General features: G+C 61.3%; 13 protein-coding genes. 11 read left to right on the top strand and 2 right to left on the bottom strand.

Going from position 1 to position 14,128, the window contains the following annotated elements; all coding sequences use genetic code 11:
• Positions 1 to 126 precede the first annotated feature (126 nt).
• From ASE94_RS08590 to ASE94_RS08555, 8 genes are all read left to right on the top strand, one after another.
• Positions 127 to 1,377 (top strand): hypothetical protein, encoded by a 1,251-nt coding sequence (locus ASE94_RS08590; protein ID WP_062630065.1) that lies wholly within the window; start codon positions 127 to 129, stop codon positions 1,375 to 1,377.
• A complete protein-coding gene (locus ASE94_RS08585) occupies positions 1,377 to 2,522 on the top strand; it encodes a glycosyltransferase (RefSeq protein WP_244484008.1) in 1,146 nt (381 codons plus the stop codon). The genes ASE94_RS08590 and ASE94_RS08585 overlap by 1 nt, the downstream gene beginning before the upstream one ends.
• Before the next feature lie 130 nt (positions 2,523 to 2,652).
• Positions 2,653 to 3,156, top strand: coding sequence for an acyltransferase (locus ASE94_RS08580; protein WP_062630064.1), 504 nt, complete (start codon positions 2,653 to 2,655; stop codon positions 3,154 to 3,156).
• On the top strand, positions 3,153 to 4,184 hold the full coding sequence (locus tag ASE94_RS08575) for a Gfo/Idh/MocA family oxidoreductase (protein WP_062630063.1): 1,032 nt from the start codon (positions 3,153 to 3,155) through the stop codon (positions 4,182 to 4,184). The genes ASE94_RS08580 and ASE94_RS08575 overlap by 4 nt, the downstream gene beginning before the upstream one ends.
• Complete coding sequence (locus tag ASE94_RS08570) at positions 4,181 to 5,290, top strand: DegT/DnrJ/EryC1/StrS family aminotransferase (RefSeq protein ID WP_062630062.1); 1,110 nt, start codon at positions 4,181 to 4,183, stop codon at positions 5,288 to 5,290. The genes ASE94_RS08575 and ASE94_RS08570 overlap by 4 nt, the downstream gene beginning before the upstream one ends.
• A complete protein-coding gene (locus ASE94_RS08565) occupies positions 5,283 to 6,005 on the top strand; it encodes an acyltransferase (RefSeq protein WP_062630061.1) in 723 nt (240 codons plus the stop codon). The genes ASE94_RS08570 and ASE94_RS08565 overlap by 8 nt, the downstream gene beginning before the upstream one ends.
• A gap of 1 nt (position 6,006) precedes the next feature.
• Positions 6,007 to 6,981 carry an SDR family NAD(P)-dependent oxidoreductase gene (locus tag ASE94_RS08560; protein WP_062630091.1) on the top strand — a complete coding sequence of 325 codons (975 nt, stop codon included), beginning with the start codon at positions 6,007 to 6,009 and terminating at the stop codon, positions 6,979 to 6,981.
• Positions 6,978 to 8,153: a DegT/DnrJ/EryC1/StrS family aminotransferase gene (locus ASE94_RS08555; RefSeq protein ID WP_062630060.1), complete on the top strand. Its 1,176-nt coding sequence runs from the start codon at positions 6,978 to 6,980 to the stop codon at positions 8,151 to 8,153. The genes ASE94_RS08560 and ASE94_RS08555 overlap by 4 nt, the downstream gene beginning before the upstream one ends.
• Before the next feature lies 1 nt (position 8,154).
• Here the strand turns inward: ASE94_RS08555 and ASE94_RS08550 are convergent, their stop codons facing one another.
• The gene (locus ASE94_RS08550) at positions 8,155 to 9,660 is read right to left on the bottom strand and encodes an O-antigen translocase (RefSeq protein ID WP_062630059.1); all 1,506 of its coding nucleotides are present in this window, start codon (positions 9,658 to 9,660) and stop codon (positions 8,155 to 8,157) included.
• 143 nt (positions 9,661 to 9,803) lie between these two features.
• Here ASE94_RS08550 and ASE94_RS08545 point away from each other — a divergent pair, with 143 nt between their 5' ends.
• Positions 9,804 to 10,499 (top strand): sugar transferase, encoded by a 696-nt coding sequence (locus ASE94_RS08545; protein ID WP_156352072.1) that lies wholly within the window; start codon positions 9,804 to 9,806, stop codon positions 10,497 to 10,499.
• A 9-nt stretch (positions 10,500 to 10,508) separates the two neighbouring features.
• Here the strand turns inward: ASE94_RS08545 and ASE94_RS08540 are convergent, their stop codons facing one another.
• A complete protein-coding gene (locus tag ASE94_RS08540) occupies positions 10,509 to 11,708 on the bottom strand; it encodes an SLBB domain-containing protein (protein WP_162236069.1) in 1,200 nt (399 codons plus the stop codon).
• Between the two features lie 265 nt (positions 11,709 to 11,973).
• Here ASE94_RS08540 and ASE94_RS08535 point away from each other — a divergent pair, with 265 nt between their 5' ends.
• Positions 11,974 to 13,359 (top strand): hypothetical protein, encoded by a 1,386-nt coding sequence (locus ASE94_RS08535; RefSeq protein WP_162236068.1) that lies wholly within the window; start codon positions 11,974 to 11,976, stop codon positions 13,357 to 13,359.
• On the top strand, positions 13,347 to 14,123 hold the full coding sequence (locus ASE94_RS08530) for a CpsD/CapB family tyrosine-protein kinase (protein WP_062630055.1): 777 nt from the start codon (positions 13,347 to 13,349) through the stop codon (positions 14,121 to 14,123). The genes ASE94_RS08535 and ASE94_RS08530 overlap by 13 nt, the downstream gene beginning before the upstream one ends.
• Positions 14,124 to 14,128 lie beyond the last annotated feature (5 nt).

Here is a 14,128-nt window from a genome sequence, read left to right as displayed (position 1 = left end):
CGTTCGGTTCCTGCATTGAACGGCAGGTTCGCCCGGTGCCGGGGCCAATACCATTAGGCTGTTTGATCTATTCAAAAGTGGCCTTGAACCCTGAAGGCTCTGGTTTGAGGAACCAGGGAGAAAGACGTGGAAGCGCCGCACCAGATTGCCCGTTGGACAAGGCAGATCGCCGCTGTGGCGCGAAGCGATGGCCCGAGGGGACTTGAGCGCGCAGCGCGCAGGGGACTTTCGGCCTGGATCGGGCCGCAGGCGGAACGCTGGCCGGTCAAGCCAGAGGATATCGCCGCCGCCGATCTCAAGAAGCCGCGTATGCCGGCGACCCTGCCGATCGAGGCGGGTGACCCGATGGTGCTCAACTGGGTCATGCTGCCGCCCTCAGCTGGGTCGGGCGGACACACGACCATCTTCCGCATGATCAGGCATCTTGAAGGGCAGGGGCACCAGAACCGCGTCTATTTTTACGATCCTTATGGCGGCGATCATCGCCACTATGCGCGGATTGTTCGCTCCTATTTCCGCTTCGACGGCCCGGTGCTGCCGCTCGATGGGATCATGGAAGCGGCACACGGCAATATCGCCACCAGCTGGCCCACCGCCTATGCGGTGTACAACCGAGGCGGGCCGGGAAAATGCTTTTATTTCGTGCAGGATTTCGAGCCGGATTTTCATCCTGCGGGAGCCTTTGCGGCACTTGCGGAAAATACTTATCGCATGGGTTTTCACGGCATAACGGCAGGCCGGTGGCTATCCGAAAGGCTGGAGGCCGATTACGGCATGGCCGCTGGCTACTTCAATTTCGGCAGCGATACCACGGACTATCGCCGCATCGATTTCAAGGACCGGCAAGGCGTCGCATTCTATGCCCGCCCCGGCACGTCACGCCGCGGAACCGAGCTTGGGCTCATGGCCCTGCAGCTCTTTGCGCAGCGCTTTCCCAAGGTGCCGATTCATCTTTATGGCGGCGCGGTCGGCGCATTGAATTTCCCGGCAATTCGATACGGCCACACCGCGCCCGCCCAGCTAAACGGCATCTACAACCAGTGCCGCGCCGGAATCAGCCTCTCCTTCACCAATGTGTCGCTGGTACCGCACGAATTGCTCGCCGCGGGCTGCATTCCCATCGTCAACGATGCGCCCCAAAACCGGCTGGTGCTCAACAATTCTTCGGTTCGCTACGTGCAGCCAACGCCTCATGCCATCGCCGACGAGCTGGAAGTGGTGTCTCACATGCCTGATTTCGACTCTATTTCGGCTAGCGCCGCCGCCAGCGTCACCCATAGTTCGTGGGAGGCCGCGGGGCGGGACGTGGAGAAGATCGTCAAATGCGCCATCACCATGGGCGGCAAGACGCGCGCCGACTATGGCGCTGAATGCTGATGGGCTTTAGAGATCGCGTTTCAACCGTGCTGCCCACGCTCATTGCCTCCGGGATGGGTGGCGCCGTGCGGCGGCTCGTGCCTCTCAAGCGTCGGCCGCGCGTCACCGTCGTCATCCCCTGCTACAATTACGGCCGCTACCTCGGTCCGTGCGTCGCCAGCGCGCTTGATGGTCAAGATGGAGTCGATGTCGACGTCATCATCATCGACGATAAATCGACCGACGATAGCCTCGCGACCGCGCGCGAGATCGCCGACGAGCGGAACAACGTGAGGGTCTATGCGCATCCCTACAATCTGGGTGGGATCGCGACCTATAATGATGGGCTGACGCTCGCCGATGGTGACTATGTCGTTCTGCTCTCGGCCGATGACCTGTTGACGCCCGGATCTCTTTCGCGGGCCGCCATGGTCATGGAAATGGCGCCCAATGTCGGCCTCGTCTATGGCACTTCGCGCGTGTTTCACGACCAACTGCCGCTGTCGCGACCGGGGCACGGCCACTGGATCCACTGGCCGGGCCGAGACTGGCTGCGCATCCGTTGCCAGTCGGGCTACAATGTCGTTGCCTCGCCCGAGGTGATGATGCGCACCAAGCTGCTGCGCAAGATTGGTCTATACCGGGCCGACCTGCCTCATGCTGGGGACTTTGAAATGTGGTTGCGGGCGGCAACCGTGACCGATGTCGGCTTCCTTATCGGCGCCGACCAGGCTTTTTACCGCCAGCATGATACCAACATGCACAAGACCACCTTTCAGGGTGGCACCCATCAGGGCGTACTGGTCGATCTCAAACAACGCTGGTTGGCCTTTGAGGCGGCTTTGGGGACGGGCGAGCACGCAAGCGTCCTGCATTCCCAGCTTCTGACCACCGCCCGCGCCACAATTGCTCGGCACGCGATCCAATATAGCAGCTACGCCTATGCGCGGGGATCGCTAGATTTCCCCTTTCCCGCCTATGAAGAGCTGGCCCTGCGGGCGCGACCCGACATCGGCAAGACATATGGCGGGCGGGGGCTCGCCTGGCGTAAGCGCCTTGGCATGGCGCGGGGCCTGCCACTCCATCCGCTGTGGGCGCCATCGGCGCTGGCGCTGCGCATTACCGAGGTTTTGCGCCGGGTGCGCCGCTTTGGCGCTGGCGTCTAGCTGTGCGGGGCCGCGACGACTAGCTCTCTCGGGCTATTCTAACCCTGCTTCGCGCAAAATACTCTCCTGACATCTGCAGAGACGCCACGCGGAATGTGTGTCGAACGGTTGATGTCCGGAGAAGAAATCTATGTTGTCTCGCGTGACGATGGGTAATGGAGTGGTCATTCACCAGCCTGATCTTGTTAATCTTTACGACTGTCATATCGGGGCCGACAGCCGCATTGGCGCTTTTGTCGAAATCCAGCGCGGTGCCGTCATCGGCGAACGCTGCAAGATTTCCAGCCACAGTTTCATTTGCGAGGGCGTGACCATCGAGGACGAGGTTTTCCTTGGCCATGGCGTCATGTTCACCAATGATACTTACCCGCGTGCCGTCACTGCCGATGGCACGGTGCAGACCGATGCTGACTGGAGCCTTGTCCGAACCACGGTCAAGGTGCGCGCATCGATCGGCAGCAATGCCACCATTCTGCCCGGCGTGACCATCGGGCGAAACGCCATGGTCGGGGCCGGTGCAGTCGTGACCCGCGACGTGCCCGATGGCGCCGTGGCCGTGGGCGTCCCGGCGCGCATCATCAAGGGTGACAGCGAACAAACCGACCCTCCGCTCCTTTGGGAGGAGCGGGCATGATCGGGGTCGGCGTTGTTGGCTATGGCTATTGGGGTCCGAACTTGGTGCGTAATTTCTGGGCCATCCCAGAGGCGGATTTGCGCTGGGTCTGCGACCTCCAGACCGAACGCCTTGGCGGGCTGCGCCAGCGCTTTCCTTCGATAGGGATCACCGAGAATTTTGATGATCTGCTGAACGACCCCAAGGTCGACGCGGTGGCTCTGGCGACGCCGGTTTCCACCCATTTCAAGCTGGCGATGCGGGCACTCAAGGCCGGCAAGCATGTGATGGTGGAAAAGCCGATCGCGGCTACTGTCGAACAGGCTCAGCGGCTTGTGGATGAAGCCGAACGTCGCGGGCTAGTGCTCGCCGTTGACCACACCTTTCTTCACACAGCGGCCGTGCGCAAGATGGCCGAGCTCGTCGTCAATATCGGCGAGATCTATTATTATGACGCCGTTCGGGTGAATCTGGGGCTATTTCAACAAGATACGAGCGTCATCTGGGATCTTGCCGTCCACGACCTGTCGATCATGGACCATGTGCTGCCCGAGCGGCCCATCGCCATTTCGGCGACCGGGATGAGCCATGTTCCCGGCGAACCGGAAAACATCGCCTATCTCACGCTCTTTTTCTCCAGCACATTGATTGCCCATGTGCATGTCAATTGGCTGGCGCCGGTCAAGATCCGCCGCACGTTGCTCGCCGGCAGCAAACAGATGATCGTCTATGACGACATCGAGCCGAGCGAAAAGATCAAAGTCTACGACAAGGGCATCACCCTCAGCCCCAAGGGCCATGGCGGGGAGGCCCTCAACAGCATGAAGGTCGGCTATCGCACCGGCGACATGCGCGCGCCGCATCTCGATCTCAGCGAAGCGCTCGATCTCGAACTGCGAGAATTCCTCAATTGCATCGCGACGGCCGGGCGCCCCACCGCCGACGGCCAAGCAGGCCTGCGCATGGTGCGGCTTCTCGATGCCGCATCGCGCTCGCTGGCCCAGCGCGGCGCCATTGTCCAGATCGAACAGGAAAGGGTTTTTGCATGATCCCGATGTCGGACCTGCAGGCGCAATACAAATCCATCCGGCGTGAAGTGGAACAGGCGGTCATCGAGGTGCTGGCCAGCGGCCAATATGTGCTGGGGCGCGAGGTTGAGGCGTTCGAAGAGGAATTCGCGGCGTTCTGTGGCAGCAAGCACGGGATTGCCGTCAATAGCGGCACAAGCGCGCTGCATCTGGCGCTGCTCGCCGCCGATATCGGACCAGGCGACGAGGTTATCACCACGCCTCTGACGTTCGTTGCCACGGCATCCGCCATCGTTTCGGTTGGGGCGATACCGGTCTTCGTCGATATCGACCCGCTGACCCTGACCCTTGACCCAGTCAAGGTGGAAGCAGCGATCACCGAACGCACGCGTGCTATCCTGCCCGTACACCTGTATGGCCAGATGGCCGATATGGACCCGCTGCGCCTCCTTGCTCACCGCTTTGGTCTCGTGATCGTCGAAGATGCCTGCCAGGCGCATGGCGCGGAATATTTCGGACGCCGTGCCGGCAGCATCGGCATGGCCGGCTGCTTCAGCTTTTATCCCGGCAAGAACCTTGGCGCCTGCGGAGAGGGTGGCTTTGTGACCACCAATAGCGATGCCGCAGCCGAACGGATCCGTCGGCTGCGTGACTGGGGTCAGCTCGAGCGCTATCACCATGTCGAGAAAGGCTTCAACTACCGCATGGATGCGATCCAAGGCGCGATCCTCCGGATCAAGCTGCGATATCTGGAGGGCTGGACCGAGACGCGCCGGGCCCTGGGACAATATTACGGACAGCAACTTGCGGGTGTTCCCGGCATCGATCTGCCGCTCGAAGCCGAAGGGCGTCGGCATGTTTACCACGTCTTTGCCATTCGCCTGCCCGAGCGTGATGCACTGGCGAGCCGGCTCGGCAAAGCCGGCATTCAGACCGGTCTCCACTATCCCGTTCCTGTGCATCTGCAGCACGCCTATGCTGATCTGGGCTATCGGCGCGGTGATTTCCCTGAGGCAGAAGCGGCAGCAACAGAAGTGCTATCCCTCCCGATCTATCCAGAACTCTCCTTTGCCAAGGCCCGCGAAGTTGCTGACTGTGTTGCCGATAGGGCACGTGTCCATGCTTGAGCCCGCCCACGACCGCAGCCATGAACCGCGCACTGTCGCGGCAACGCATGGGTTGCGCCAGACGTTGGAAGCGCCGGCCCACGAGCGCGAACTGATCGAGGAATTCAGCCGCGCCTATGCCGCCAACGAGCGGATGGACCTTTTTGCGCGCTTTGCCAATGGCACGGACCGGTTCAGCACCATGATGCGAAGGGTAATTATCTGCGCGGGCGCCAGCGGCTGGGGTCCCGGGCTGTGGGTGGATAGCGGTGTCAGCTTCCAGCATATCGAAACGATCAAATTCGGCAGCGATGTCCATATCGGCAGCCAAGCCGTGATCCAGGGCCGGTTCGATGGCACCTGCGAGATCGGCAGCAATACCTGGATCGGGCCGCAGGTTTTTCTCGACGCGCGCTTTCTGCACATCGGCCGGCATGTCGGGCTCGGGCCCGGTTGCCGCGTTCTTGGCTCCGTGCACACCGGCGAGCCGGTCCGTCGACCAATTATCGAGACGGATCTCGTGGTCTCTCTGGTTCGGATCGAAGACGGGGCCGATATCGGCATCAATGCCGTGATCCTGCCCGGCGTCACCGTCGGAGAAGGTGCGATCGTCGGGGCTGGGGCTGTTGTGACTGCCGATGTGCCGGCGTTTTCCGTCGCGGCTGGCGTACCGGCGCGGATCATCCGCTGGCGAAAGAGTGAACCTGAGGCGCATGGCGCCCGGCAAGGGGACTGATATGCACGACAAACGCATTCTGATTACGGGCGGGGCAGGGCTGATCGGCTCGCACATTGCCGAACTGCTCGCCAGCCAGCAGCCAAGGGAAATCCTGGTGCTCGACAATTTCGTGCGCGGCCGGCGTGAAAACCTTGCCGCGGCGGAGGCGATCTATCCCATCACCGTCATCGAGGGGGATATCCGAGATCTGCCGACCCTCAAGCATGCGATGGAAGATATTGATGTGGTCTTTCACCAGGCAGCGATCCGCATCACCCAATGTGCCGAGGAACCGCGGCTTGCGATGGATGTGCTGGCGACCGGGACGTTCAACGTGGTGGAAGCGGCGGTTGCCGCCGGCGTCGATCGGCTGATTGCCGCTTCATCGGCCTCGGTGCTGGGACACGCCGAGCAGTTTCCAACGCCGGAAACCCATCACAGCTACAACAACCGCACGCTTTATGGGGCGGCCAAGGCATTCAACGAGGGCCTGCTGCGTAGCTTTGCCGAGATGTATGGCCTCAAATATGTGGCGCTCCGCTACTTCAATGTCTACGGCCCGCGCATGGACGTGTTCGGGGCCTATACTGAAGTGCTGATCCGCTGGATGGAGCGCATCGACGCGGGCCTGCCGCCCATCATTCACGGCGACGGCAGCCAGACAATGGATTTTGTGCATGTGCACGATATCGCCCGGGCCAATATTCTTGCCGCCGAAAGCGACGTCACCGACGAGGTGTTCAATGTTGCCTCGGGGATGGAAACGAGCCTGACCGATCTGGCGCGTGCCCTGGCCCAGGCCATGGGGTCGTCTCATTCTCCCCAGCACGCTCCGGCGCGAAAAGTGAATGCGGTACCGCGGCGCCTTGCCGACACGAGCAAGGCGAAATCCATGCTTGGTTTCGAGGCCGAGATTGCGCTCGATCAGGGTCTTGCCGACCTTGTGCAGTGGTGGCGGCAGGAAAAGTCGGTCACCTTAGAGTCCGTCGGATGAACGACCAGATCCCGATCGCTAAACCCATGCTGGGCGAGCCCGAGATCGCGGCGACAAGGCGCGTGATTGAATCGGGTTGGGTCACCCAGGGGCCGGAAGTCGCCGCTTTCGAGGCAGAATTCGCCGCCTATGTAGGCGCCAAATATGCCTGCGCGGTGTCCAATTGCACGACGGCGCTGCATCTGGCTTTGCTCGGCGTGGGCTGCGCTTCAGGCCATGACGTGATCACGGTTAGCCATAGTTTTATCGCCACCGCCAATGCGATCCTTTATTGCGGCGCCAATCCGATCTTTATCGACATCGAGGCCAACGGCTTCAACATGGATGTCTCCGCCATCGAGGCGGCCATAACGCGCGACACCCATGCCATCCTCTGCGTGCACCAGATGGGCATGCCCTGCGACATCAACGCGATCATCGAGGTGGCCGAGCGCCATGGGCTGCCGGTGATCGAGGACGCGGCCTGCGCCTTTGGCAGCGAATTCAAGCATGAGGGAAGATGGCAGCGCATCGGCAGTCCACGCGGCGCGGTCGCCTGCTTTTCATTCCATCCGCGCAAGGTGGCGACCACAGGCGATGGGGGCATGCTTATCACCAATGACCCTGAGCTCGACCGTCGCTTCCGGCTCTGGCGCCAGCATGGGATGAGCGTCAGCGACACGGTGCGACACGGATCGCGGCAAGTCGTTCACGAAAGCTATAGCGAGATCGGCTTCAACTACCGGATGACCGATATTCAAGCCGCCTTGGGCCGCGAACAGGTCAGGCGCATGCCCGATATGATCCCGGCCCGTCGGCGCATTGCCAGGCTGTATAGCGAACGCCTAGGCGCGATCAAGGGCATAGGGCTGCCCGTCGAGCCCGCTTATGCGCGCAGCAACTGGCAAAGCTATTGCATCCGGCTGCCGCTAGGTTGCGAGCAGCGCGAGGTGATGCAAAAACTGCTCGATCGGGGCATTTCAACCCGGCGCGGCATCATGAACGCACATCTCGAAAAGCCCTACCTCGATCCCGACCAATCGATAGCATCCAGCCTTGTCCGCTCCGAAAAGGCGCAGGCCGAGTGCATCATGCTGCCGATCTTCGCGCAGATGACCGACGCGGAATTCGAGCGAGTTGTTTTAGAAGTGACCAACGTGCTCGAAAGCGTGGAGGCGGCGGTCGTTGCCTGATCTAGCGCAGCCGGCTTGCGAGGGGCCGCATGATCGGGGGGAGCGCCGCAACCGGGACCAATTGCAAAAGCGCGGCTGCGGAAAAGCATCCGGCCAGCACGGTCGCCGTCACGCCGAGCGCAAGGGCCTGCAGCGCTTCGAGCAGATAGAACCCAGCAAAGACCGCGGCGATCACGCTCAGATAGCCCAGGGCGATCAAGGCATTGTCCCGGCTCCAGGCAAAGCCGCTAGCGCGCTTGGCTAGGTAGGTCACAGCCGCGGTATGGCTGAGATACATGAGGCAAAACGCCATGCCGGCGCCCACATGTCCGTAAATTGGGACGAGCACGACCATCAGGGTCACTTGCACCACGGCGGTTGAAACCTCCAGCCAGAAAAACGGACGCTTGGCGCCCTTAGCGAGGAGGATGAAACCGGCGGGCCAGGCGAGGGTCTGGAGGTAGGTGCCAAAGCCGATCCAGCGCAAGGTGTCGGCGGCGGCCTCGAACTGCGCCGCATAGAACAGATGCATCACTAGTTGCGCGAAGGTGATGGTACCGAGAACGCCGGGCGCTGCAAGCAGGATGCTGACGCGTATTTGCTCGTTGACGAGTCGGTTGCTGACGGCGTCATCATTGGCAATGCGGCTGAGCCGGGGGAAGAAATCTGAACCCATCGCCTGCAGGATGAAGCCGCTATAGAGCACGCCCAGGGCCCAGGCCGCCTGATAGAGGCCCGCGCCGACAATGCCGGCATTTTGCAGAATTACGAGCCGCGCGAGGTATGCGGCCCCCGTGGTCAGCAGCGTGCTCGCCATGAACACCAGGCCCAGATGGACGAGCGCTTTGCTTTCGGTCGCGACTTGCGGCCATGCGGCGCGGCTGGATGGCACAAAGCGCTGGCCGAGGCGCCAGGTGACGATCGCGGTGACCCCGGCCATGACGACGACGACCGGGGCAACTGCTTGCTCTTTCCAGAAATAGACCATGGGTACGCAAATGGCGGTGCTGGCGAAGGCGGAAAGGATATTGGCCCGGGCCAAAATACTGATCTGGCGCAAGCCCTGCAGCAGCGCCAATTGGCCGCCGCCGAGAATCCGCAACAGTACGGCAAGCCCGAGAATTGCGACGGCAGAGACATAGTGATCACTGCCAAAGGTCAGATGGGAGATCGGCAGCGCCGTGATCAGCAGAATGGTCGCGCCAACAACGCCCAGTCCCAACGAAAGCCAGCGGATTGCCGAGGCAACATCGTCCCGCGCAACATCGCTTTGCGCCGCGGCCACTTGCCGAACGCCGCTCTGCTGCACGCCAAGTCCCGCCAGAGCAACGCAAAGGTCGAGTATGGTCGAGAGCACCCCAAGTAACCCCACCCCCGACGGCCCCAGCCACACCGCCATGAATTTCATGCGAACAAAGGAGAACACCATGACGATGGCAAAGGAGGCTCCCATGACGGCCGAGGACCTGAGGATCGTGGCATAGCTGTTATTGGTCGTGCCGGTTGCTGCTGGTTCGAGATTGGCCATGGTTGCCGCAATTGTGAGGTGAGCTTCCTCAATATCGGCAGGGCCCGTGGCCCTCCATAGATCGAATTATCTAACAAACTCGCGGAAGCACAATGTTAATCTGCTGTTAACCTGTGAAAGTAATTTTTCACCTAGAGGATATCATGAAGAACGACGACATTGTTTATACCGCACAATTATCATTGACACAAAAATCGCTCCACAATGTCCTAGGTACCAGACAACCACAAAATACTTTGAATTTCTTGATGACCAAGCGGATCGTCGATATTTTTTTGTCCCTGATCTTGATCGTTCTGCTTGCTCCGTTGATGCTCATTCTCGCAGCTTTGGTTCGGCTTGACGGAAGTCCTGCCATCTATGGCCAAAAGCGACTGGGCCAGCATGGACTGCGCTTTACGCTTTGGAAGCTGCGCACCATGTCCCCCGATGCCGAGCACGCGTTGGCCGCCTATCTCGCCAGTGATGCCAAGGCGGGGGAAGAATGGCGCGCCAACCAGAAGCTGCGGCGCGACCCGCGCATCACCTTGATCGGGCGGCTTCTGCGCAAATACTCACTCGATGAACTGCCCCAACTCTTCAATGTTCTCCACGGCGATATGAGCCTTATCGGGCCGCGCCCGATGATGGTGGATCAGGAGAGCCTCTATCCCGGCCTCGTTTATGCCGGATTGCGGCCGGGACTGACAGGGCTTTGGCAGGTCAGCAGGGGCGACGACGCCACCTTTGCTGCACGCGCCCATTTTGATGCCGCCTATGCCGCGACCCTGTCGTGGCGCTCCGATCTCAAGATTGCTGTAACTACAATTGGTTATCTGTTCGCTGGACGTGGCTGCTGAACCAACATCTCAGGTCCCGGATGCGCGGGCAGTTTCGGCAATAGCGGTCGATACTTTGACGACATCCGAGGGCAGCAGAATTTCCGCCTCGCCAACTGGCAGGTCGACAATGCGGTCGTCCACCGTTCTGACGATGGTGAAGGAAATGGCGGACGCTTCGCCGGTATCGCCCTCGATGAGCAATTGCTTGTCGAGATTGGCGAGCAAGGTGCGATTTGTCTGCGCATCTAGCTGCAGTTGTTCGAGGAGAGCCTGCTCGGTCAGCAATTGCTCCGTCAGCTCGCTACGGCGCGTGTCCTCGATGCCATCGGCATTCCGTTCGGCTTCGGTCATGAACTGCTTGGCACGCATGATGGCCGTGTTCTGTTCGAGCCGGTCGGAGCGGAGCGACGCCAGGAGCCTTTCCAGTTCGGAGCGACGAGAGACCGTCGCCATGCCGGTTGCCACGAGCTTCTCGACGCCAGCCAGTTCGCTTTCGGTGCTGGCGATAGACTTTTCGATATCGGCAGTCCGAATTTCGAGAACATCGATCTCTTGCTGATAGAGCACCTGCAGATCGGTCAGCGAAGCAATCTGGCGGTCGCGGGCTGTTTGTCCGGCTTTGAGTACAGCCTGTTCCTGGACGAGGGCTTTATCATCGGCGTCTTCAGGCACGTCAATTTCGGTCGCGTCCGCCAATTCGGCGTTAAGTCGGGCGACGCGGAGGCTCGAGCGACCGATCTCGTTCTCATGAGCGGCCAGTTCGGACAGCAGCTGAATGCGTTCGGACGCCATGCTGATAGTGTTTTCGGCGCGCAATTGTCCCCCGCCGAGCGCCAGCGCCTGCAGTACCGTCATACCAGGCTGGAAGGCATATTGGCCCGGTTGTGCCACCGCACCAACCACGTAAATGGGCGGATATGCGACGACCTCGATCGTTGCGGCAAGCGGATCAATGAGACCCATTTCGACCTGAAAGCGGGCCGCAATTTCTTGCGACAGCGCTTCGATGGACAGGTCGCCGATGGTGATGGCGCCGATGACCGGCACGGTGACCACCCCTCCTGCGCCCACCACCAGTTCGCCGCTCAAGGCGTCCCAACGCGCGTATTGGCCGGTCTGCGTCATGAGCTGGAATATGTTGAGCCGAAGCCGCGTTTGGGGGCCGAGATAGTCGCTCTGCGCCGATGCCGCACCGGTCAGTGCCACGGTATACACCAATGGAGCCAAGTATCTGCTCATCAAAGAAAAAATGCTCGCCGACATTTGAACCTCGCATCTTGTCATGGAGGGATAATTAGCCTCCGGCAGCAAGAACAATAATAGTCCGGATGAACTATTGTTCTGCAAGGGTGGGGCGGTACCGTCAAAGCAAGTTGTTTGCCACTAGGGCACAACCGCCTTAGCAACGGATTTCTCCATGACGGCCGCGGATCTCAGGTTTTATTTTTCTATTAGTCTTCGCTGGCTGCCAGTGGCTCTGGTGGCGGGTTGTGTGACCACAGCCATGGGCGCCTTCGTCGCCTTTGCGTTGCCGCCGGTCTACACATCCGTTGCAACGATCGTCGTCGAAGCGCCCGACCTCCCCTCGCAGCTGGCGCGCTCAACCGTGCCCGAAAATGCCATCGCCCAGGTGCAGTTGTTGCGCGAGGAACTGCTGACCGACACGGCGCTCGCCGCCATGGCCGAAGCGCTCGATCTTCAGCCGCGCGGCGGGACGGTGTCGGACGACTTCATCGAGACGATGCGCAGGAATACGGCGCTTGAACAGATCCATTTTGGTTCTGGCGAGCAGGTCATCAATGCCTTCACCGTTTCCTATAGCGCGCCAGGTCCCAAGGTTGCCGCTCTTGTGGCCAACAAATTCACGTCGCTGATCCTTGCCAATGATCTGGATCACCGGCAACGACGCGCCGCGGCGACGCTGACTTTTTTTAGGGAGGATGTCGCGTCACTCGGCAGCGACCTGAAGGCGAGCGAGGCTGCTTTGCTCGCCTTCAGGAACCAAAATATTTCGGCCCTGCCTGAAAGCCTCTCTTTCCGCCGCGCCCAGATTGCGGCCGGGCAGGCAACGCTTTTCGCGCTGCAGGTGGAGGAAGCCAGTGCGCGTCTCAGGCGCGCCGAACTTGTCTCGAGCGTGCGCATGCGCGGGCAGAACGAGCGCGGCGAGACGACCCTTGAAAGCACGATGCTCGGTGAACTCAAGACCGCACTGGCCGCGCAACTGGGGATGTTTAAGCCCGATAGCCCGAGCGTCGCGAGCCTTCAGTCCCGCATCAAGGTTCTCGAAAGCGGCATGCCTGCCCTGACATCGAACGCGGTGTCAGGCAGGCTACCCAGCGAGATCGAGGAAATCGACACGCGCCTTGCCGAAATCGAGAGCGAGACACTGGCGCTGGCAACCACCCAAGCGGCGCTTGAAGCATCGCTTCTTGCCACGCCCGGCAATGAAACGAGCCTCCGCACCATGGAACTCGAGCGGGACAATATCCAGTCGCAATATACCGCTGCAGTGGCGCGTCTCGCCGAGGCGAGCACGGGCGAACGGGTTGAAACGCTGCTCAAGGGCGAGCGTCTGGTGCTTTTTCAGGAGGCGCTGCCACCCGATTACCCCAAGAGCCCGCAGCGTCGCCTGATCGTCATTGCCAGCGCTTTGGCCGGTCTGGCGCTCGTGGTGGCCCTCGCCGTCGCCCGCGAAATGCTCAATTCCAGCATCCGCCGCCCGGCTGACCTGCAACGCCGCCTCTCGATGCAGCCGCTCGGCGTCATCCCCTATTTCGCGGCTGATCAGACCGCCCGCCGCCGACCGCCACGGGCGGTCAAGAGCGCATTCCAAGCCAACGTCATGCCGGTCGATGGGAGGCCATCTTGGACGATATGATCCGAAACCGCGATCGGAGCTTTGACGACAACGCCAATCGCGTGTCGGACGGTTATCTCCGCACGAACGGCGAGGGCCGCCTCTCCTGGCCCATGCTGCGACGTGCCGAGTTCGAGGCGACGTCCGCCGATCAGGCGTCGCGGGGGGCGGCGGCGCAAAGCGCCTTCGACATGCTCCGCACCAAGATTGCTGCGACCATGCAAGCCAATAGCTGGTCAACGCTTGCCGTCACCGCGCCCACCGCCGGCTGCGGCACGACCACACTGGCCGTTGCGCTGGCGACGGGTCTGGCGCGGCAGCGGGATACACGAGTCACGCTCCTCGACCTTAACCTCCGCAGGCCCGGCGTGGCGCGCATGCTCGGGCTCAAGGGGCAGTTCGACATCGCCGACTTTCTCAATGGGGTGGCGAGCACCGAGGATGCCGTGGTGCGGCGCGGCGACAAGCTCGCCATTGTGCCCAACACGTCCAGCATGGCCGATCCAACAGAAGTGCTGCATTCGGCCTCGGTCGCTGCGGCCGTTGAGACGGTGCAGCAGGATCTGGCGCCGCGTTTCATCATCTTCGACCTGCCGCCCATGCTGGAGCACGACGATCTCCTGGGCTTCCTGCCCTTTGTCGATTGCGTGCTCCTGGTGCTCGGCGCCGAACAAAGTAGCCTCGGCCAGGCCGATGCCTGCGAGCGCGAATTGTCGGGACGCAACAAGCTGCTGGGCGTGGTGCTCAACAAATGCCGGCTCGGGCTCGGCGAATTCGACGTCTGAACCGG

This window comes from Devosia sp. Leaf64, assembly GCF_001421945.1.
GTDB lineage: Bacteria > Pseudomonadota > Alphaproteobacteria > Rhizobiales > Devosiaceae > Devosia.
The sequence above is the reverse complement of the archived record's forward strand: the minus strand, read 5'-3'. Positions and strand labels throughout refer to the sequence as shown.